This is a genomic window from Methanohalophilus sp. (assembly GCF_030156785.1).
Classification (GTDB): Archaea; Halobacteriota; Methanosarcinia; order Methanosarcinales; family Methanosarcinaceae; genus Methanohalophilus.
The window spans coordinates 1-20,473 of the sequence record NZ_JASGLW010000007.1 but is presented as its reverse complement, the minus strand read 5'-3'; the positions used below and the strand labels follow the sequence as shown (position 1 = coordinate 20,473).

The 20,473-nt window shown below is 41.9% G+C and carries 22 protein-coding genes and 2 pseudogenes; 20 read left to right on the top strand and 4 right to left on the bottom strand.

Annotated elements, in window-relative coordinates; genetic code table 11:
- Positions 1 to 2 precede the first annotated feature (2 nt).
- Positions 3 to 1,043 (top strand): mRNA surveillance protein pelota, encoded by a 1,041-nt coding sequence (locus PWQ49_RS05010; protein WP_300608627.1) that lies wholly within the window; start codon positions 3 to 5, stop codon positions 1,041 to 1,043.
- Here the strand turns inward: PWQ49_RS05010 and PWQ49_RS05005 are convergent.
- Entirely contained in the window at positions 1,040 to 1,900 is an 861-nt protein-coding gene (locus PWQ49_RS05005; protein ID WP_300608625.1) for a diadenylate cyclase, read from the bottom strand. The genes PWQ49_RS05010 and PWQ49_RS05005 overlap by 4 nt on opposite strands.
- 36 nt (positions 1,901 to 1,936) lie before the next feature.
- On the opposite strand from PWQ49_RS05005, the gene thpR reads away from it, so the two are divergent.
- Complete coding sequence (gene thpR, locus PWQ49_RS05000) at positions 1,937 to 2,572, top strand: RNA 2',3'-cyclic phosphodiesterase (RefSeq protein ID WP_300608623.1); 636 nt, start codon at positions 1,937 to 1,939, stop codon at positions 2,570 to 2,572.
- On the opposite strand, the gene PWQ49_RS04995 is transcribed toward thpR, so the two are convergent.
- Entirely contained in the window at positions 2,566 to 3,585 is a 1,020-nt protein-coding gene (locus tag PWQ49_RS04995) for an FAD:protein FMN transferase (protein WP_300608621.1), read from the bottom strand. The genes thpR and PWQ49_RS04995 overlap by 7 nt on opposite strands.
- 347 nt (positions 3,586 to 3,932) lie before the next feature.
- On the opposite strand from PWQ49_RS04995, the gene mmcA reads away from it, so the two are divergent.
- From mmcA to PWQ49_RS04945, 10 genes are all read left to right on the top strand, one after another.
- Entirely contained in the window at positions 3,933 to 5,504 is a 1,572-nt protein-coding gene (mmcA, locus tag PWQ49_RS04990) for a methanogenesis multiheme c-type cytochrome (protein ID WP_300608619.1), read from the top strand.
- Positions 5,505 to 5,518: 14 nt separating this feature from the next.
- On the top strand, positions 5,519 to 6,877 hold the full coding sequence (gene rnfC, locus PWQ49_RS04985) for an Rnf electron transport complex subunit RnfC (protein WP_300608617.1): 1,359 nt from the start codon (positions 5,519 to 5,521) through the stop codon (positions 6,875 to 6,877).
- Between the two features lie 2 nt (positions 6,878 to 6,879).
- Positions 6,880 to 7,803 (top strand): Rnf electron transport complex subunit RnfD, encoded by a 924-nt coding sequence (gene rnfD / locus PWQ49_RS04980; protein ID WP_300608615.1) that lies wholly within the window; start codon positions 6,880 to 6,882, stop codon positions 7,801 to 7,803.
- Positions 7,796 to 8,365: an Rnf electron transport complex subunit RnfG gene (rnfG, locus tag PWQ49_RS04975; RefSeq protein ID WP_300608613.1), complete on the top strand. Its 570-nt coding sequence runs from the start codon at positions 7,796 to 7,798 to the stop codon at positions 8,363 to 8,365. The genes rnfD and rnfG overlap by 8 nt, the downstream gene beginning before the upstream one ends.
- A gap of 14 nt (positions 8,366 to 8,379) precedes the next feature.
- Positions 8,380 to 8,997, top strand: a complete 618-nt coding sequence (rnfE, locus tag PWQ49_RS04970) for an Rnf electron transport complex subunit RnfE (protein ID WP_300608611.1) — start codon at positions 8,380 to 8,382, stop codon at positions 8,995 to 8,997.
- Position 8,998: 1 nt separating this feature from the next.
- Positions 8,999 to 9,589 carry an Rnf electron transport complex subunit RnfA gene (gene rnfA, locus PWQ49_RS04965; protein ID WP_300608609.1) on the top strand — a complete coding sequence of 197 codons (591 nt, stop codon included), beginning with the start codon at positions 8,999 to 9,001 and terminating at the stop codon, positions 9,587 to 9,589.
- The gene (gene rnfB / locus PWQ49_RS04960; protein ID WP_300608607.1) at positions 9,586 to 10,383 is read left to right on the top strand and encodes an Rnf electron transport complex subunit RnfB; all 798 of its coding nucleotides are present in this window, start codon (positions 9,586 to 9,588) and stop codon (positions 10,381 to 10,383) included. The genes rnfA and rnfB overlap by 4 nt, the downstream gene beginning before the upstream one ends.
- Positions 10,384 to 10,389: 6 nt before the next feature.
- Positions 10,390 to 10,737, top strand: a complete 348-nt coding sequence (locus PWQ49_RS04955; protein WP_300608606.1) for a hypothetical protein — start codon at positions 10,390 to 10,392, stop codon at positions 10,735 to 10,737.
- An 82-nt stretch (positions 10,738 to 10,819) separates the two neighbouring features.
- Positions 10,820 to 11,776 carry a replication factor C small subunit gene (locus tag PWQ49_RS04950; protein ID WP_300608793.1) on the top strand — a complete coding sequence of 319 codons (957 nt, stop codon included), beginning with the start codon at positions 10,820 to 10,822 and terminating at the stop codon, positions 11,774 to 11,776.
- 8 nt (positions 11,777 to 11,784) lie between these two features.
- Positions 11,785 to 12,285, top strand: coding sequence for a small multi-drug export protein (locus PWQ49_RS04945; RefSeq protein ID WP_300608604.1), 501 nt, complete (start codon positions 11,785 to 11,787; stop codon positions 12,283 to 12,285).
- A 9-nt stretch (positions 12,286 to 12,294) separates the two neighbouring features.
- Here the strand turns inward: PWQ49_RS04945 and PWQ49_RS04940 are convergent, their stop codons facing one another.
- Positions 12,295 to 12,513, bottom strand: a complete 219-nt coding sequence (locus tag PWQ49_RS04940) for a histone family protein (protein WP_300608602.1) — start codon at positions 12,511 to 12,513, stop codon at positions 12,295 to 12,297.
- A 138-nt stretch (positions 12,514 to 12,651) separates the two neighbouring features.
- On the bottom strand, positions 12,652 to 12,987 hold the full coding sequence (locus PWQ49_RS04935) for a hypothetical protein (protein ID WP_300608600.1): 336 nt from the start codon (positions 12,985 to 12,987) through the stop codon (positions 12,652 to 12,654).
- A gap of 192 nt (positions 12,988 to 13,179) precedes the next feature.
- Here PWQ49_RS04935 and PWQ49_RS04930 point away from each other — a divergent pair, with 192 nt between their 5' ends.
- From PWQ49_RS04930 to PWQ49_RS04895, 8 genes and pseudogenes are all read left to right on the top strand, one after another.
- Positions 13,180 to 13,764, top strand: coding sequence for a hypothetical protein (locus PWQ49_RS04930; protein WP_300608598.1), 585 nt, complete (start codon positions 13,180 to 13,182; stop codon positions 13,762 to 13,764).
- Positions 13,765 to 13,884: 120 nt separating this feature from the next.
- Positions 13,885 to 15,525, top strand: a complete 1,641-nt coding sequence (locus PWQ49_RS04925) for a methylamine methyltransferase corrinoid protein reductive activase (protein WP_300608596.1) — start codon at positions 13,885 to 13,887, stop codon at positions 15,523 to 15,525.
- Between the two features lie 760 nt (positions 15,526 to 16,285).
- A pseudogene (gene mttB, locus PWQ49_RS04920) lies at positions 16,286 to 17,776 on the top strand ([trimethylamine--corrinoid protein] Co-methyltransferase).
- A 28-nt stretch (positions 17,777 to 17,804) separates the two neighbouring features.
- Positions 17,805 to 18,452: a B12-binding domain-containing protein gene (locus PWQ49_RS04915; RefSeq protein WP_300608594.1), complete on the top strand. Its 648-nt coding sequence runs from the start codon at positions 17,805 to 17,807 to the stop codon at positions 18,450 to 18,452.
- A 189-nt stretch (positions 18,453 to 18,641) separates the two neighbouring features.
- A complete protein-coding gene (locus PWQ49_RS04910; protein WP_300608592.1) occupies positions 18,642 to 19,682 on the top strand; it encodes a DMT family transporter in 1,041 nt (346 codons plus the stop codon).
- Between the two features lies 1 nt (position 19,683).
- The gene (locus PWQ49_RS04905; RefSeq protein WP_300608590.1) at positions 19,684 to 19,980 is read left to right on the top strand and encodes a hypothetical protein; all 297 of its coding nucleotides are present in this window, start codon (positions 19,684 to 19,686) and stop codon (positions 19,978 to 19,980) included.
- A 1-nt stretch (position 19,981) separates the two neighbouring features.
- A complete protein-coding gene (locus PWQ49_RS04900; protein ID WP_300608588.1) occupies positions 19,982 to 20,128 on the top strand; it encodes a hypothetical protein in 147 nt (48 codons plus the stop codon).
- Positions 20,129 to 20,368: 240 nt separating this feature from the next.
- A pseudogene (locus PWQ49_RS04895) lies at positions 20,369 to 20,473 on the top strand (dimethylamine corrinoid protein 3); the annotation flags it as partial.

Sequence of the window (20,473 nt, the reverse complement as noted above, 5' to 3'; positions counted from 1 at the left end):
AAATGCGAGTTCTGAAAAAGAATCTTAAGGGAAATGAAGGAGAGATTACCCTTGTACCGCAAACGCTGGATGATCTATGGCATCTCAAATATATTATTGAGCCAGGGGATCTCGTATTTGCCCTTACCAAAAGGAAAGTTGATTCCGCAACTGACAAGCTACGACCCGAAAAGTCGGAGAAAAAAACAGTTCGCCTTGGTATTCTGGTTGAATCTCTTGAATTCCACAAATTTTCAAACCGTCTGAGATTGCATGGTCCTATAGAACATGGTATGGATGAGGGCTCCTATCACACCCTGAACATAGAGCAAGGGAATGACATTTCAATTGTCAAAGTATGGAAAGGAGATCAGCTTGAGAGAATAGAGGAAGCTGAAGCGGCAGCTAAGCGACCAAAAGTGATAATTGTCGCAGTGGAAGAGGGTGATGCAGATATTGGTTTTGTACGACATTATGGTATTGAATTATATGCCCATGTTCGCCAGTCTTCCGGTAAAGGTGAAGGATCTTTAAGGGAAGATTTCTTTGAAACACTTCTGGAAAAATTAAAATATCCCCTTACGGGAGAAGAGTCCATTGTGCTTGCAGGTCCCGGATTTACAAAAGAAGATTTCCTCAACTATGTAAAAACCAGAGAGCCTGAACTGGCTTCAAGAATTCTAATCGAAGACACTTCATCCATCGGAATGTCTGGTTTCCAGGAAGTACTGCGAAGAGGTGCGGTTGACAGGTTAGTGGAGCAATCTCGCCTTTCGAGGGAAGCTGCCCTGATGGACGAGCTTTTGAAGGAAATATCGATCGATGGTAAAGCTGCATACGGGATGGAAGAAGTTTGCAAGGCACAGGATTACGGTGCAATCGAGACACTTCTTGTTGCTGATGAATATCTGCGGCAGGAACGGGAAGAGGGTAGCATAGATTCGTTCATCCGGAATGTGGAATATTCCAAAGGAAAACTTGTGGTGTTAAGCACAGAATTTGAACCTGGACAAAAACTTGCTGCCCTTGGAGGTATTGCAGCAATCCTCAGGTTCAGGATTTAATTATTTTTTAGAGGTCTGTCACTGGCTTCAATAGATAGTCGTTCCTTACCATCCATAAATAATCGGACTGTACCGCCGGATTCTGATACGGTTAAAGCAACTGCCACAGTGTCACGTGTCATCGCCGCTGCGGACACATGTCGTCCTCCGAATCCCTTGTTTATATCAAGATCTTTTGCGTCAACATCCAGATAACGTCCCGCATTCTGGATTATCCCCTCAGCCGAAACAACAAATACGCCATCCAGAAGTGCAAATTCCTTTATGGATTCCCAGTTCTTTTTATCAAGTATATTTCGTTCTTCATCCGGATGCCCGGAATAGGGGTTCAGAATCATCTGGTGTGAACGCTGCATGACTTCTTCGTGATCTCCAATCAGGAATGCCGTTCCAACATGCCTTCCCTCACGGCCAGCAGCAGATATCTCAAGACATAACCGCAATGCAGCACGCATAACTTCCGGAGGAATACGTTTCTCACACTCCTGAATTGCATTAAGAAAAATGCTTTTTGAGAAATCATGAAAAATTACAGCTACGGATTCGCTTGATATGGAGATTCCAAGGACAATTCCTTTTTTCATTTCCCCTATAATGTGCTCGATAGATGCTGCCTTCTCGATATCAGAGATGTGATATGCTGTTTCCCTTCTGAGATTATCTTTCATAGAAGAAAGATTGCCACTATCAGGAGGAATGAAACTTTCTACAAAAGTGTTTGGATTTCCCGGAAGCTGGTACACAGGAATAGTTGTCTCAATGGGAAATGTGATATTTCCTGAAATCAGGATTGCTGCTGCATTGTTTTTCTCTGCCAGCCTCAAGGCACTTTCTATTAGTACTTCAATGGATTCCATTCCATCCCCGACAGTTTTTTTATAAATATGCTTTGTATGTTTATTAAACATACTGCTATATTAAAGAAGGGACGTCTTTTAGATATTGTTTCTGTTCCTTTTGGAAACAAGGAAGTGATTATTTTGATAAGAACTTTTGTAGCCGTTGATATTCCGGAAAAACTCAAGAAAGGATTTGAAGATATTCTCTCTGATTTGAATGCCATAAAAGGGATCAAGGTAGTTCATCCGTCTAATATTCATGTAACGCTTAAGTTTCTAGGAGATGTGAAAACTTCCCGGATACCTGATGTCATAGAGAGGCTTGATGAAGTGAAGGCTTCTCCTTTTATGTGCAGAATTGAAATGGTGGGTGTTTTCCCATCTTCTTCAAGACCGCGGATTATTTGGTTGGGATTAGGGGGTCAATTTGATAATCTTCATTTGCAGGTTGAGCATGCTCTTGATGGAATGGGCTTTAAAAAAGACAAACATGAGTATATTTCACATGCAACCATTGGTAGGGTAAAATTCCTCAAGGGCGAGCAAAAGGAAAAGCTGAAAAATTTCCTGCAGGAATATGGGGACAAATATTTCGGTGAATTTGAAGTAACCAGCTTTAAGCTCAAAAAAAGTACTTTAACCCCAGAGGGGCCGATTTATGAGACTCTCCACGAGTTTTCACTTCAATAATCAACTGTTTCATAGGCTTCAAAACCTTCTGTTCTGACAATTCTTTTGTCAGGGGTTATTATCAGGCATTCAACCCCTTCAAGACTTTCCACCAGTTTCAGTCCATCTTCTTCACCCAAAACAAATACGGATGTAGCCAGAGCATCTGCCTCTAAGGCTGAATCTGCGATTATAGTTGAACTGATGAGGTTTGAAACCGGATAACCTGTGCGTGGATCTGCAATATGTGAAACTCTGGCGGAATCATTGAAGTATCGCTCATAGTTTCCGCTGGTTGTAACAGCTTTGCCAGAAAGTGTCATTACGGTAACAGGATCGACCTTTTTCTCCGGATCCTGCAATCCGATAATCCATGGTTTGCCATCCGGTTTTGTTCCGAAGTAAAATCCATCCCCTCCAGCGTTGACAAAGCCATTTTCAACCCCATGGGATATCAGAACTCTTGCAGCTTCATCAACTGCATAACCTTTTGCTATTCCCCCAAGGGTAATTTCCATGCCCTCATTGATTGAAACAGAAGTTCCGTTGATTATTATTGCAGAGGAATTCACAAGACGGAGGGCGTCATTAATTTCGTCTTGTGTAGGGGGTTGATTTGGTTTTCCATCTCCATATTTACTTGCCCAGAGATCAAGTACAGGTTTAATTGTGACATCAAAAGCTCCAGAGGTTATCTCGCTGTAGTATATTGACTTTTCTAAAACATAGACAAGTGAAGGGTCAGTATTGTCAACATTTTTTTCTTTGTTGAGGATGGATAACTGGCTTTGGTCATTGTAAGTGCTCATCAAGCTTTCAATTTCTTCAATCCTTTCAAACGCCTTGTCAATAGATTCATACATTTGGTCTTCATTCGATCCGACAGCAGCAATTGTGACAGTGGTTCCCATTGCTTCCCTTGTCTGGCTGTAGATTTCGATTTTAGCAGGAATCTCGTTTTCAGAACCTAATTCCACAAAAGCAATTGATGCGATTATCAGGATCATGAATGCGATTACAATCTTTGCGTCCATGTCCACTGGTGGGTTTTCATAAATATTAAATTTTGGGGGAAAGTGGGAATTACCTGGAAATACATGCATATTATGGCGAAACTTTTTAAAATCCATTGCAAATTTGGGACTCAAAATTAACATTCATGACATTTCTACACATTTCGAAGCCCATTTTATGGACAATTCGAAAGCTATAAATACAGTAAATAAGTCAAGATTTGCAATCAGTAACAACTATGGAACAACATTGTTATCTCCGCTGGCTATCAGGATTTGGACATAATTACTTAATCCTGCCAGTAGTGATGCTAATATTCAATACTTTACGTCTCGGGAATTTATGAATTTAAAGATGTGTGATTTTTATGGCGGAGCTTAGAGGTATTCTTGTTGCGATCGCATTGATTGTTTTTGCGTTTGCAGGCATCAACATATATCTTGGCTACAGTGGTAATGAAGCACTTGCCCACCATTATATGACAGAAGGTAAGTGGTCTGATTCAAGCTGTGGAGGGTGTCATGTTGGCGTTCCTTTTGCGGACTATGATGAAGTATCAGAGTCCACGCATGTCCAAAGAGTCCCTGAATGGGAACCTTTAACCAATTTCCAGGTAGAATCAGAAGGTGAGGATGCCTGGGTGCAGAAATTCGGTCGTTATCATCCGGGTGGTGGAATCCTCGATGAATACGGTGTCGGAATTGACTGTATGATATGTCATGAGCAGTATGGTCTATATGATGCCGAAGCTAGGGCTCTGGAATTGGAGAATGGCAATTATGAAAATGCTAATGATGCAGCAATGGAAGATGCTCGGGTTATTGTGCAGCAGGATCCCATACGAATCAGCACTTATGCTCTAGATGTTTTAACTCCTGCTCCGGTTTTGCTGATATTACATGATACTGTAAATGGAGCACCTCAGAAATCTTCCTGTATCAACAATTGTCACATTAAAGATGCACAGGTTATGCCGGTGTTGTGGGGTGCTGAAGATTATGAAGAATTTGATGTACATGCGGAAGTAACCTGTGTGGAATGCCATGAAACACATGAACATAATATCGCTGGAGCACAAGCTCCCATATTGGAAACTGAACATAGCGAAGGATCTTCTGTTCACGAAGATGTTATCTCAGTGAAAAGCTGTACTGATGAATCGTGTCATGCGGGAATCACCCACGGTGCAACTGCAGATTTCCATCTTGAATTCCTTGATTGTACTGCCTGCCATATTCCACGCCTCCCCGGAGGAGATATCCCCGCCGGAACTCCAATTGCATCTTTTAATTGGTCAAACGGTGAACGTGTGGACACATATCATATGACAGATTTCTCTCCCACACTTGCATGGACCACTGGTGTTTCGGAAGGTCTTAATGTGGCAGGAGAAAGGACTGAAAATTCAGTACTTGCTCCTTTCAATGTGATTAACGGTGCCTGGTGGGACGAAGGACTTGATGAGGAGATAGTTGCATTTCCAGATACAAGTGCCCTGAAAGGAAACCCAATTCCAAATGATGATGTATTGGCTGCGGATACTAACGCAGACGGTGAAGTTACTGTTGAAGAAATGCGTTCATATGATGGAAACGGCGATGGTACACCTGATTATCCCAATGCTATTTTAAGGCAAGTTGATCTGTATTACAGGCTGGGACATGGTATTTCCGGATCAGAAATAGGTATGACAGATCCTCTTAAATGTGATGACTGTCACGGTGCATCAGCGACTCCGGTATTGCAGGATATCCACTTTGTGGAAAGGCCGGATTGTGAAACATGTCATGATATAAAACCTGTTATTGACTGGGCAATGCTCGGTTATGACAGGGACCCTGCAGAAACTGATCCGCCCACAGATTTCTCAGCACAGGTGATAAAAGTAACAATACCAGGCGAAAAACCGCCGGAAGTAGAGAGGGAACCGGCTTTCTAAGGAGTTGATGCGGTTTGGCAGAAATATCAATTATGAAAAACATCCCTGAAAAAGTAATAATCCCACTCAAACAGCATAATGGGACTGTCTGTGAACCCCTTGTAAGCAAAGGAGACATCGTTAAAGTCGGGCAAAAAATAGGAGAATGCACTTCCGACATCTGTGCAGCGGTCCATTCCAGTATCTGCGGAGAAGTGATTTCAATTGAAGATTTCCCCACTCCATCTGGTACAAAAGTTATGAGTGTTATTCTAAAGCCAACTGAGGTTGCGGAATGTGTAGATTTCACTCCAAGGGATGCTACAAAAGAGGAAGAACTTATTTCAATCATCAAAGATGCAGGAATTGTGGAGAACTATGGAACCCCAACACACTTGGTTTTAAGGCCTGGCGATGGTTTTAATATTGACATTGTTTTGATCAATGCTACTGCATCAGAGTGGATATGGGGAGATTACAAATCCCCCCGTGACTATGCGCTCCAGATACTTGAATCTCTGAAACTTCTGATGAAAGCTTCCAATGCATCCAATGGTGCGATTGTTCTGCGTAATGATAATAGTGAGTTCATCTCAGCCTTTGATGGATTAGTGTTTGATGGAAAAAGATTGAATGTCGCACCCCTCGTGGGAAAAAGACGTGCAAGCTACTACTTCAAGGACCAGCAATCAGACATTGTGATATTATCACAAGATCGTATTTATGGGCAGAACATTCTCAACCTCTTTACTTACAATGTAACTGGCAGGCATGTACCTTTCAATTGTAATCCAGCTTCAGTTGGAGTTGCAATATGCAGCGTACAATCTGCCAAAGCTTTCTATGATGTTGTCCACAACGGTAAACCCTACATAGAAACGGTTGTTTCAGTATCAGGGAAGGTAAATAATCCTCAGAAGATTCTTGTAAAAATAGGAACTCCTTTCAAGGATGTAATTGAGGCATGTGGCGGTTACAAAGGTGAGCCCGGCAAACTCATTGCTAATGGTGCGATAACCGGTGTGGCTCAGTATGTGGATGAAGTTCCTGTTACCAAGACTACGTTTTCGATCACAGTACAGGACAAAAGTGAGGTTCTCAGGGATGAGCCACTTCCCTGCGTGCACTGCGCAAGATGTGTAGATGTTTGCCCTGTGAATCTGATTCCTGCAAGGCTTGCGACACTTGCAGATCAGGGACGTTTTGATGAATGCAATCAAATGTATGTTAACAATTGCATTGAATGTGGCAGGTGTGCCGCCAGTTGTCCTTCAAAAATCCCGATTTTACAACTAATACGTTATGCAAAAGTTGCAATTAAAAAAGCATATGAAGATGTGCCACCAAAGGAATCATCCAATCTTAAGCTAGGATGCTCTTGTGGGAGTGTGTGATTATGACATTTACAATTTCAGCCCCTCCTCATAGGAAACAGGATATAACTTTGAGGAAAATTATATTTGCAAAAATACTTGCTCTTGTCCCAGTCTGTATTGTTGCTGTTTATTTCTTTGGGTTGTATGCCCTCGCACTGATTATTGTGAGTATGGTAGCTGCAGTGGTTACAGAAGCGATTATCCAGAAAGTATTTGATAAGCCCTTGGAAATTAACAACGGACACGCAGCATTAATTGGTTTGATGATCGCACTTGTGGTTCCTCCGGAAGTACCCATATGGATACCTATGATTGGTTCGATTTTCGGCGTTGCCATTGCAAAACACGCGTTTGGGGGACTAGGTTCCTCTGTGTTTAATCCAGTTTTAGCAGCGTGGGTATTCCTGAGTCTTGCATGGGGACCACTAATGCAACCGGTTTCTTTCCCGATGATCGGTGCAATCTCAGATCTTGTGCTTGAAACAGGCGCAGGACATTTAATAGGCGTGTCGCCTCTTGCACTGATTGGTGGAGTATATCTGATTTACCGGAGATATATAGAGTGGAGAATTCCAGTGTTTTATTTCCTGACAACAATTGTATTTGCACTTATAATCGGTGATAGCTTATCTTATGTATTGACAGGCGCTTTCATCTTTGGTGTACTTTTCCTTGCAACAGATACACCATCTTCTCCGGTCACAAAGAATGGAAGGATCATTTATGGTATTTTGTGTGGTGTCCTTACAGTTATTTACGGACACTTTGACAATTATATCTACGCGACTTTCTATGGCCTCTTCCTTGCAAACTGTGTTGCTTCTTTCATAGACAATAACACCCTGCCAGGTTCTTATGCCGAAGAGTCTTTCTTCCAGCGTAAATACAATCAGATAATGGATAAAATACCCTTTGAGAAACTGGGGGTGTATTTGGATGAGTGACTCAAGAAAAGATATTGCCATAATTCTTGGAAAACTTGTGCTTGTTTGCCTTGTTGCATCTGCATTACTCGGGATCACTTATGTTCCTACTCAGGAGCAGCTCAAGCTTAATTCAATAGAAGCACAAAAACTGGCACTGGCAGAGATTCTTCCTCAAGCCAGTGAATTTGAGCCGGTTTACGGTTCCGTGGCAAATGAAGACGGTGACCTTCCGATACTTTATTACAGGGCATTTGATTCGTCTGGAAATCTGGTTGGTTATGCATTTTTCCAGGAGTATCCCGGAGCGCAGGGTCCAATACAGATTGTTGGTGGAGTTGATACTTCATTCTCTACAATTACAGGCGTACAGATTATGAAACATGGTGAAACCCCGGGTCTTGGCGCAAAAATAACAGAACCTGATTTCAGGAACCAATTCATAGGTATTCCACTGGCAGATATGAAATTATCAAAAGATGGAGGAAAAATCGATTCCATTACAGGTGCTACAATATCCTCCCAGGCAGTTATTGATGCCCTCAACGCAGGTGTGGATTTAGTAAAGGAGCATGAAGCTTGAGGTGGTGAACAACAATGAGTAATGTTTTCAATGAATATATGCGTGGTATCACAAAGGATAATCCTATTTTTGGTCTTGTGCTTGGTTTATGTCCAACACTTGCAGTAACAACATCGGTTGAGAATGCTATTGGGATGTCTGCAGGTACTGCATTTGTACTAATTTGTTCAAATATTATGGTCTCAGCACTGAGGAAACAGATTCCGGCTTCGGTAAGGCTCCCGATTTTTATTTTGATTATAGCTACCTTTGTATCAATTGTTGAAATGGTTATGGAGGCATATACCCCTGCACTATATAACGCACTTGGTGTCTTTATTCCTTTGATAGTGGTTAACTGTATTATTATCGGCCGTGCGGAAGCATATGCAAACCGCAATGGAGTCTTTGATTCCTTTATTGACGCACTGGGAGTTTCATCAGGTTTTCTTCTGGTTCTCGTGCTCATTGGTGGAATCAGAGAAATGTTTGGTACAGGGCAGATTGAGGTTTTCGGACATCTTCTTTTCACAATACCTATGATGAATCCCGCCACCTATATGATCCTGTCACCGGGAGCATTCCTCACAATTGGTACACTCATGGCGATTGTGAATTACCGCAGGGCTAAAAAACTGGAGAGAGGTGAATAAAATGGCTGCTGATGTTTCTTTGTTTTCCATATTTATGGATGGCGTTTTCATTAGAAACTTTCTTCTCATACAGTTCCTTGGACTTTGTTCATTTGTAGGCGTGACCAAGGACACCAAAAGTGCAGCAGGGATGTCTGGGGCTGTTATTTTTGTGATGACAATGGCCTCCGTGGTTTCTTTCCTGCTTTATACATTTGTGTTAGTACCCCTTGACCTGATGTTCCTGAAATTGATAAGTTTCATTGTAGTTATTGCAGCTCTTGTGCAGCTTGTGGAATTCGTCGTACGTAAAAACCTACCTTCGTTGTACCACTCACTTGGTATTTACCTACCGTTGATCACCACAAATTGTGCAGTACTGGGTGCTGTTCTTTTGAACGTGATGAGTGAATATTCATTTATCCAGAGTGTGGTATTTGGTTTTTCCGCAGGTCTTGGTTATACAATTGTCATGCTGATGATGTCAGGTATCCGTGAACGTGTAACTCTCATGAATGTACCTTCCGCTATGAAAGGCCTCCCGCATGCATTTCTTATAGCATCTATGCTAGCAATGGCATTTGTTAACTACTTCAAGGTGATTCCCTTATGAACGTTACAACACTGTTAATTCAGTCCATGGCAGTTCTCGGAGGCCTTGGTCTTGCAATCGGTATTATGCTCATTGCAGCATCCAAAAAATTCCATGTAGAAACTAATCCCTTGGTGGATGAGGTACTTGAAATCCTGCCAGGTGCCAACTGTGGAGCATGCGGCTATGCAGGCTGTGCCGACTTTGCAGCGCGTGTTGTGGAGGAAGGTGCTCCCCTCACAGGTTGTCCTGTGGGAGGGTTTGAGGTGGCCAAACAGATAGGCAATATTATAGGTCAGGAAGTTTCCGAAGGTGAAAAAAAATATCCCTATGTTCGCTGTCAGGGAGGTGTCAACTGTACCAACAGGTTTGACTATGTTGGTATGGAGGACTGTAAAGCAGTTATGATGCTCTCAGATGGTGAAAAAAGTTGTAGCTATGGCTGCATGGGTCGTGGGACCTGTGTACGTGCATGCCCATTTGATGCTATTCGTATTGGAGAGGATAAGCTTCCACATATTAACAAAAACCTGTGTAAAAGTTGTGGTCTCTGTATTGAAGCCTGTCCCAACGACATACTAGTCTTTGCAAAGGAAAATGAAAAAGTGCATGTAAGGTGCCTGTCTAATGATAAAGGCAAATTTGTCAAAGAAGTGTGTAAGTTTGGTTGTATTGGATGTAAGCTTTGTGAGAAAGCATGTCCTGCAGATGCCATACACGTCACCAATTTCCTTGCCGAGATTGATCAGGAAAAATGTACTGCATGTGGTGCATGTGTGGAAAAATGTCCGCAGAAATGCATAGAAATGAGGTGATACCATATGGAGAAACAAAAATATCAAACGACTCTTGGTTTAAATGAAAATGTGGAAGCAGTGCTATGCTATATTGGATTCTGGATTACCGGACTCCTGTTCCTTTTAGTTGAGAGGAACAACCGCTTCGTTCAGTTCCATGCATTGCAGTCCATGCTTACATTCCTTCCATTGACCTTTATTGTCTACGCAGTGGGTTGGGTGCCTTTTGTTGGATGGCTGTTTGCTGATTTCCTTGGATTCTTTTCACTATTCATCTATCTTGTATTGGTAGTTATGGCGTGGAGGGGATCAAAATTCAGGCTTCCGATATCAGGAAAGATTGCTTACAATGAAGTATATCAGGAATCCTGATTACTTCCTTTTTTCATAAGGCTTAAAAACCATATTGACATTATCAGTTCATCTCTTTCATATTTTTGCGGGAGGAATTTCTATAAAAGAAGAGATTTGGATCGAAAAGTACCGTCCTCAAAAACTATCAGATGTTGTGGGGCAAACCGAGGCAATTGAAAGGCTAAAGTCCTATGTATCAACAAAGAACCTCCCCCATCTTTTGTTCTCAGGTCCTCCTGGTGTGGGTAAAACCGCAACAGCTGTCTCTATAGCAAAGGAACTGTTCGGCGATGACTGGAATGAGAATTTTACCGAATTGAATGCATCTGATGAACGTGGCATTGATGTAGTGCGAACCAAAATCAAGAACTTCGCAAAAACATCTCCTATCGGAGGTGCGGATTTCAAGATTATTTTCCTTGACGAAGCGGATGCACTGACTTCAGATGCACAGTCTGCACTTCGTAGGACAATGGAACGCTACACAAGTAATTGCAGGTTTATCCTTTCATGTAACTATTCTTCCCGTATAATTGAGCCCATTCAGTCTAGGTGTGCTGTCTATCGTTTCCGTCCCCTTTCCGGTGAAGCCATTAAGGAAAGGTGCATCTACATTTCCAGGCAGGAAGGTCTGGATATTGCAGATGACGGACTTGAGGCAATAGTATATATTTCAGGTGGCGACATGAGAAAAGCCATCAATGCACTTCAGGCAGCATCAATGTTTGATACTACCATACATTCTGATAGCATCTATCGAATAACTGCCACAGCCCATCCGGAAGAAATTGTCAAGCTCCTTGAAACGGCTTTGTCCGGAAATTTCCTTAATGCACGCAAAATGCTTGACAATCTTATGGTAGAAAGGGGTCTTTCCGGCGAGGATGTAGTGGGGCAGATTTACAGATCACTTATTGGGATGAAAATTCCTTCCAAACAACTTGTTCATATAATGGATACTCTTGGAGAAACAGATTTCCGGCTTACAGAAGGAGCTGATGAAAGGATCCAGCTTGATGCACTTTTGGCACGCCTTTCAGATCCAATTGTGGAGTAATAACCTCTATGCCCATTGAAGAAGTGCTGGTAGACTTTCTTTCATCTATTCCGCCATGGATGTCAACAGTCATATTGGCAGCTTTGCCGGTTTCCGAGCTAAGGGGTGCAATCCCACTTGCGATAGGCGTTTACGGGTTTAGACCAGTAGATGCATATGTGCTGTCAATAATCGGGAACATGCTTCCTGTGATCCCTCTTTTGCTATTTCTTGACCCTGTTTCAAACTATTTGAGACGATTCAGATTCATGGATATGTTTTTTGACTGGCTCTTTAGCAGAACTAGAAAAAACCATTCCGAGAGGTTTGAAAAATTTGGTCTTCTTGCACTTACTCTTTTTGTTGCAGTCCCATTTCCTATGACGGGCGCATGGACAGGCTGTGTTGCGGCATTTGTATTCGGGATTCACTTCAAATATGCATTGCCTGCTATATTTTTAGGGATTCTTATTGCAGGAATTATTGTTACTTCACTGACAGTTGCAGGCATTAGCATTGCAGGAATCTGAACTTTTTGCTTAATTGTGTGATTGCATCATTTCGTAAGCCAACAAGATATCCTCTGCTTTCACTGTCTTCCTGCCTGCATGATTTGCAAGTTTGATAGCTTCTTTTGAGATTTTCAAGCCATGCTCCTGTAAGATTTCGGCAAGGGCCTCTCCTGCACTTTCACTAACTCTTTCTGCTCCTGCCTTCCGGATGACTCTTTCTATAGGTGCATATGGTATTATCTGCATCAAAATCAGTCCTATGTTCTTGTTTCCTTATTTTTATAGGTGTTTTGGATAAATAGGTTTGCTAGCTTTGTTCTCTGTTTTGATGCAGTAATCTTATAATTAAAAAATGGGCGTTTCTGTTAAAAATTGAATTTGAGATCAATTGGATTCTTCATCTTCATCTATAAATTCAATGCTTACATATTTTGATTTTTTTGCAAGGGTGTCGGAAATGAATCCCGCTTCTATATTACAGGCATGAAGAACTCCGCTTGGAACAATACAGGATGCACATGCTTTTGCTTCATGTGCCTTTTCTGTAACATAATTGTCTTTAATATCAAATATTTTCATCATTGGAACATCAAGGTGGGACATTTGAGCTATTTTTTTACATCCTGTTTTGATGTCAATTGATATCTCTTTCCCTTTTTTCTCGCCATGGATTTTATGCTTGTAACCGCAGATATTTGAGTTTACTTTTATGTTTATCATAAGTCACCAGTCCTTTTATTTTATTGTTATGGAACATTTTCTATGGCAAAGTATATAATGGTTTTGTCAATTGTTGACACAACCACTATTTACACGAGCTTTTCGATATTCTTAAATATGGAGGGAAAATAGTTTCTTTATATTTTTGAGATCAGCCATTTGTTTAATCCAAAATTTAAAGGAGGGACTAATTTGGAAAACGAGGATGTTATCAATAAAGTAATAGATGAATTATCCAAGATAAAGGGTGTCGGACACTGTGAAGTGTTAACCGATGAAGATCGGCGTGTAATCGAAGAAATGGAAGCCAAAGCAGACGAGATGACCTTGATGGGTCTTGGAAGAGGGGATAACAAAGGAGTAAAGAAAGTTCTCAAATCTGACTTCTTGTTGGTATTCACCACAGATATGGATTACGAGTGGCCTCCGGCACCCAATGTAATTCTCATGCAAAATGGAGAAGTTGTTGGTGAAGATACTGACGATGAAGAAAAACTCAAGGAACTTGCAAACTCCGATGATGCTATTGTGATGGGCAATATTATAATCTATAATAAAAATGCCCTCTCTTCAATGGGTGGGAAATGTGAACCTCTTGTAGTGGTTTTGCCTCCAAAGAAATGTAATGAAATTGAGTGTCTTCCAAATATCTCCAGCGCATATCTTGCATCCCCTTCTCCACCAACTGATGAGTATCTCAAGAAACGCATTTGTCATAATAATGAATCTGGAACGGGAACTTTCCTGCTTGGATTTGATATCGGAAGGGGTACTTAATGTCAAAATAGATCTGAATACACTGGTTTTGCATCTCGGGTACAAAACCTTATATGTATCAAGTTCATTTAACTATTGTATTTATTCAAATAAAATCTATCATTTAAAGATGTGATCTTAGTGTATGGAATTGCTCTTGATTTGGGAACAAGTGGATTCAGGGCTCAATTGATTGATCTTGAATCAAAGGAAACGATAAAGACAGCTATTACGATGAGGCATCCTCTTCCAGGCGGAAACGTTATGGATCACCTGGATTTTGCAATTCAGGTTGGGGAAGAAATTGCCCATGAAATAATTCTTGATACTATTAAAGAGATTATCAATCTCTTCGACATTGATAATTCTAAAATTGAAAGGCTTGCTGTTTGTGGGAATCCCATCCAGCTATCACTCTTTCAGAACATTGAGATAAGGGATCTGGCATATGCAGGTGAAAGCAAGCAAAAGAAGCTTGGTGTTCAGAACATTACCCGTGATGCGCGGGTCTTCAAAGCAAATGAACTTTTTAAAGACATTTTAGATCTTCCCAACTGTACTGTCATCGTACCTCCTGCAATTAAGCACGAAATTGGAGCTGATGCCCTTGCCATGATGATTAAGACTGATTTTGCGGATCAAACGGCACCGGCAATTGTAACTGATTATGGCACAAATGCGGAAATGGCACTAAAGGTTGGTGACAAAATAATTACAGGTAGCGCTGCGGCAGGGCCAGCCATTGAAGGTCAAGGTATAAGCTGCGGTATGCTTGCTAGTCCGGGTGCAATATCTGATGTCAATGTAGAAGGTGACTACTGGAGAATAACTATCCTTGATAAAGATATGGTGCCTCAGAAAGCTCATCTTATAGATCCTATTTCTGGTGAAATAATAGAAGAATCAGATCTGGTTGCAAAGGGTGTTACCGGCACAGGTGTCGTTTCTGCATTGGCTGTAGCGATGAAGTATGGTGTATGTAGTAATACTTCCTGTTGCTTTGGACAGATCCCGGAACTTCCTGACGGTAAACTGACTCTTGCAAAGGACGTTGTGATCACTACAAAAGATATTGAAGAGGCAGGGAAAGCGATCGGTGCTATCCGTGCAGCTCACCTAACACTCCTTGTTGAAGCGGGGGTACCTTACAAAGATCTCGAATATGTGTACATGTCGGGTGCTACAGGAACTTATGTTGATGCTGAAAAGGCAAGGAGACTTGGATCCTGCCCGAATTTTGCGAAGAATATTGTACAATTTGGAAATACTTCTCTGGCTCTTGCAAGGGAACTTGTGCTTGACAAGTCAAAGCTTGATGTGGTGATAGCCATAGCCCACAAGATTAAGGCTGATCACATTATGATGGCAACAAGTGATATTTTTTCCAAGTTCTATCTATGTGAGCTTTCCTATTGGACGCAGGGTATGCCCATGGAGGTATATAATCAGATGCTTGAAATGTACAATCTTCCGACATTACCGGAAATTTGTGAATCAGTGGTTATTGAAAAACGCGTTTCAAAGGACATTGATGACGTTGGTAAAGAGGGTCTTAGTATTCTCGATGATATTGGTATCACTATTGAGGAACATGCCAGGGATTGTATCCTCTGCCATAAATGTGAGGCTGAATGTCCAGAGGATGCAATTAAGATTGTGGAAAAAGGCAGCGTACGGTATGCTAACTATAATAGCGAGAGGTGTCTGGGAACAAGTTGTCACAGATGTGTTGCAGCTTGTCCAGTTAATGCAATTCATTACTTAGATATCTATATCAAATAATTGGGATTTTTATTATGCAACTTCTTTAGGGCGAGCAGTTTCTCACACAATATGCTTTTTCCAAAGGGGTTGGCAAATTCCCATAGGGTGCGCAATTTTGACGGGTGCCGCAACTTGCGGCACATATATTATTTAAATGTTTGCATCTTTCTGTGTTTTTTCAATGTTTATTATGCACATTCTCGATCAGTTTTTTTAGGTTGTTGCAACTTCATAAAATTGTTCTGATCATTCGTTGTACATATGTACTAAGATCAAAAAATGAGTAAATTTGCTTGATCTAATTCTCTCTTTATATTCTGTATATATCTACATTCGGGCAAGCTATTGTTTTCTCTTTGAACAATTCTGTTAAAACTATCGCGTTTTCCACAAATAGAGTTGTTTTGTGTAAAATCCCTATGAGGGACCCAAATCATCTACTCTTAATTTTCCTTTTTGTACTATTTTTAGTACATATATTCCTCTTCTTGCCCTCGATACATATATATAACAGTAACTAAAACAAGCTATTGATAGCTTGCAATAAAGGTGGAAGCTACAACTTTAACAAGTCTAGCAATTTAAGTTTGTACACTTATGAGGAGGTTGTAAGCCTGTTAATGATCCCAAGTTCCATAATTGAAACAGATTGTTGGGTTCATTTGCAAATTGCTGGTTCATTCCAGTTGTGTCCCTTGGTAGGGATCACTGGTTTGTGCACTATGCTTCCGCCTTTGTTACATACTAAATAAAACTAAAAATAAGGAGTGAAAGGAAAATGAAAGAACACTACTATCCAGGACAGAGACCACTGGAAGGTGTAGAGCTTAACCTGTTTTCTGAGGAAGACTTAAGGCTTATACACTATGCAACAATGCAGGTTTTCCAGAATCCAGGTATTCAGGTTTCCGATGCAGAAGCAAGGGACATCTTCAGAAATGCTGGTTGTGAAGTAGATGACAAGGCACAGGTTGTAAAAATCCCTGAATATCTTGTCAGAAGGGCTCTTATGGATGCACCATCAAGGTTTGTCCTCTGGGGCCGTGATAAGAAGAACAACACCCCGCAGGAGCACCTTGGTAAAGTAAACTGGACCTGTTTCGGTACAGGTGTCAAGATGTGCAACTATGAGGGTCCCGGCAAATACAAGACAGTCGATTCAGTCGAAGAAGATGTTGCTACAACAGCAAAACTTTGTGACTGGGCAGACAACATTGACTACTACTCTCTTGCAGTTTCCGCAAGAGACTGGGCAGGAAAGGGTGCACAGGATGTTCACGAAACATTTACTCCAATAATGAACACCTCAAAACACTATCACCACATAGACCCTGTGGGTGAACATGTCGATTACTACAAGCAAATGATCGATGCTTACTATGGTGGCGACGATGAAGAAGCCCGCAAGAAGCCAATTTTCTCTATGCTTCTCTGCCCAACCAGCCCACTCGAACTCAGTGTTAACGCCTGTCAGGTCATTATCAAGGGTGCACGCTACGGCATTCCTGTTAACGTCCTGAGTATGGCTATGTCCGGTGGTTCTTCACCAGTATTCCGTGCAGGTACTCTTGTTACACACAACGCAGAGGTTCTTGCTGGTATCGTGCTCGCACAGTTGACTGTACCTGGTACACCTGTCTGGTATGGTAGCTCAACCACCACCTTCGATCTGAAGAGAGGTACAGCACCTGTAGGTGCTCCTGAGCTTGGACTCATTAGTGCTGCAGTCGGTAAACTTGCACAGTATTATGGCCTCCCCTCTTTTGTGGCAGGTTCTTAGGCAGATTCCAAGATACCAGATGGTCAGGCAGGACACGAGAAGACAATGACCACTCTTCTTCCAGCATTTGCAGGCTGTAACACCCTGTATGGTGCAGGTATGCTTGAGCTTGGTATGACCTTCTCCCTTGAACAACTGGTAATCGACAACGACATAATTGAAATGACAAAATCCGCAATGCGTGGAATTCCTGTCAACGAACTAACACTTGGTGTTGAGTCTATCCAGAAAGTTGGTATAGGCAACAACTTCCTTGCACACAAACAGACAAGGGAGTACATTAGTATCGTTTCTGATCCATCACTGTTCGACAGGAACATGTTTGGGGACTGGGAAGCAGCTGGTTCCAAGGACCTTGCTACTGTTGCACACGAAAAAGTTGTTGATGTCCTCAAGAACCACGAAGTGACACCAGTCGATGCAGACCTTATGAAAGATATGAAGGCTGTAGTGGACAAGGCCGATGAAGCAGTCAGGGCTTCAATGTAATTTTAAAAACATTCAGGAGTTTACAAAAATGGTTACTCAAGAAGAATTAAACGAGAAAGGAAAAGCCGCAGTCATGGAGTTCGACAACGATGCCGTTGTTGAAGTCGCAGAAGAATGCATATCCGCTGGTCTCGATCCTGTTTCCCTCATCCAGGATGGTTACACTGCCGGTATGAACGAAATAGGTGATCAGTTTGAGCAGGGCACTCTTTTCCTGCCTCACGTCATCGCCGCTTCCGAAGCAATGAGCGCAGGTGTCGAAATACTCACTCCCGAGCTCGAGAAAGCAGCAGCAGAAACTGAAAACAAAGGCACAGTCGCAATCGGTACCATCGAAGGTGACATTCACACCATCGGCAAGGACATCGTTGCAACCATGCTCAAGATTGCAGGTTTCAAAGTTGTCGACCTCGGCAGAGACGTTCCAATTTCTGCATATGTTCAGGCTGCCAAGGATGGTGCTGACATTGTCGGTTCCTCTGCACTCATGACCACCACTATGGTTCTCCAGACCCAGATCGAAGAACAGCTCAAGGAAGCCGGAGTTCGTGACAAGGTCATGACCATGGTTGGCGGTGCACCTGTCACCCAGGACTGGGCAGACAAGATAGGTGCGGACATCTACGGTGAAAACTCCGCAGATGTAGTCGTAAAATGTAAGGCAGCTCTTGAGTAAGTTTGTCTTTAAGGGATGTATCCTTAAGGATACATCTCCCATTTCATTATTTCAGTTGTATCTTACAGTTGAAATAATGCTTTATTGCGCCTCTGATATCTATGATCTATAACATCTGTAAAGACAAATATCAATTGTTTCAACTATAAATTATTGTAAATGAGGAAATGAACTGGAGGAGGAATATTTTTGGATGTTAAAATTTTAAAAAGTCTTGAAAATAAGAAAAAATATCGTTATGGTTTTATGTGGGCATTCTTTTGTGCCTTACTGTGGGGTCTCTGGTATGTCCCCGGTTACCTCGTATGGGTTGCAGAACCGTTTGGCGATATGTTCATGAATATTGATACAACCAGCGGTGGCTCGGCAGCTTATGTTGTGACGGCAGCACTGATCTCGGCATTTAATGCCATTGCGGTAATTGTTGCTCTTCTTATCTGGAACCTGTATCTTGGTAAGATGGGTGAACTTAAGCGCACCCTTGTGCAGTTTAAGACATGCTCCAAATGGTTCTTTGCTGCAGGTATTTTTGGTTTACTTGCAGTCTACGGCACATATATTGCCGGAGGTTACATCGGAGCGGGATTCGCCGCTGTAGCAGGTCTTTTGTATCCCCTTATTGGTAGCATGCTCGCATATTTCTGGTATGGTGAACGTATTACAAAAAGAGGTTATATAGGCATTTTACTGATCGTTATCGGTGGTGTCAGCATATACGGCGGCCAGTTTATGGGTGAGGTCACTGGAGGTATCCCATGGCTTGGTCTTGCCGGAGGTCTTATGGCCGCTATCGGATGGGGTGTTGAAGGTGCTGTTGCCGGTAAGGCACTGGACATGGCAGAACCTGATGCAGGTCTTACTATCCGTTTCATTAGTGAAGGTGGTATCTGGCTCCTTGTATTGTTGCCGCTGTTTGCACTCATGGGTTATCCAATATACGAATATGCAATTCAGGTCTTCACTCCGATTACTATAATGATTCTGGCATTTGCAGGTCTGACCTTTGGTTACTGTTATGTGACCTGGTACAAGTCATTCCCGCTTATAGGAGTTGGTAAGGGACAGGCAATAGGGAACCTCTATGGTCTTTTTGCAGTGATCTTTATCTGGCTCTTCCTTGGTGGTGCCCCGACTTCAACAACTCTCATTGGAGGTCTGCTCTGTATTACCGGAAGTTTTGTGATTTTTGGTGAAGATTCAAGTGATATTGATTCCCTGAGAGGTGATTGAATTGGCCACATTACCTATAAAATTCCAGATAATAAAGACGCTTCTGGATGGTGGAGAACACTGGAACTATAATATCGTGCCTCCTATCCAGAAAGCCTGTAGTATGGAGTCCAATTATGGAAGGGATACTATCAATTTTGATCTGTTGGAGTTGCTTTCAGCAGGTATGATTGAAGACCTTGAACAACAAGTGGATGAGGATGGCGTGTTCAAAAAAGATTTTCTTCTCCATAAATACAGGATTACAGACTTTGGCCGTGAATGGGCAGAAGCAATGAAATTAAGTGAGGAGGACTGAAATGGCACTTAGTTATATGGAAGTTTGGGAAGGTACTTTGCTTGGAGATCCCGTTGTACCAATGGCTGAATGGGCATGGATCGTTTTGGTTCTGATCATCTCTGCTATTGCATTGTATCTTGCCAGAAGCTTTGTAAGTGACTTCTAAGAAGGTACAAAGAACCTCAGGCCGTTTGTAAAACCAGAACGGTTTCTGTATCTATCAGATACAGAACCCGTTCTTGATTTATCTGCCTCTTTGTAGTTAATAAAATGTGCAGAGGGAAATGACTATAACAGGTCCTTGTAGATAAATATCCGCAATATTACGCTTATCCTTCTGAGGCGTTTCTGCCTCATGTAGGGTTAGAACTTTCAAATATCTTACACATTGACGTGGTAGATAAATATGAGCAACGAAGAATTATACAAAGAATTAGCAGATGCTATCGTCAGCTGTAAAAAAGATGCTGTAATAGCAGCTGTTGAGAAAGCCCGTGGCAAACTCAGTGCA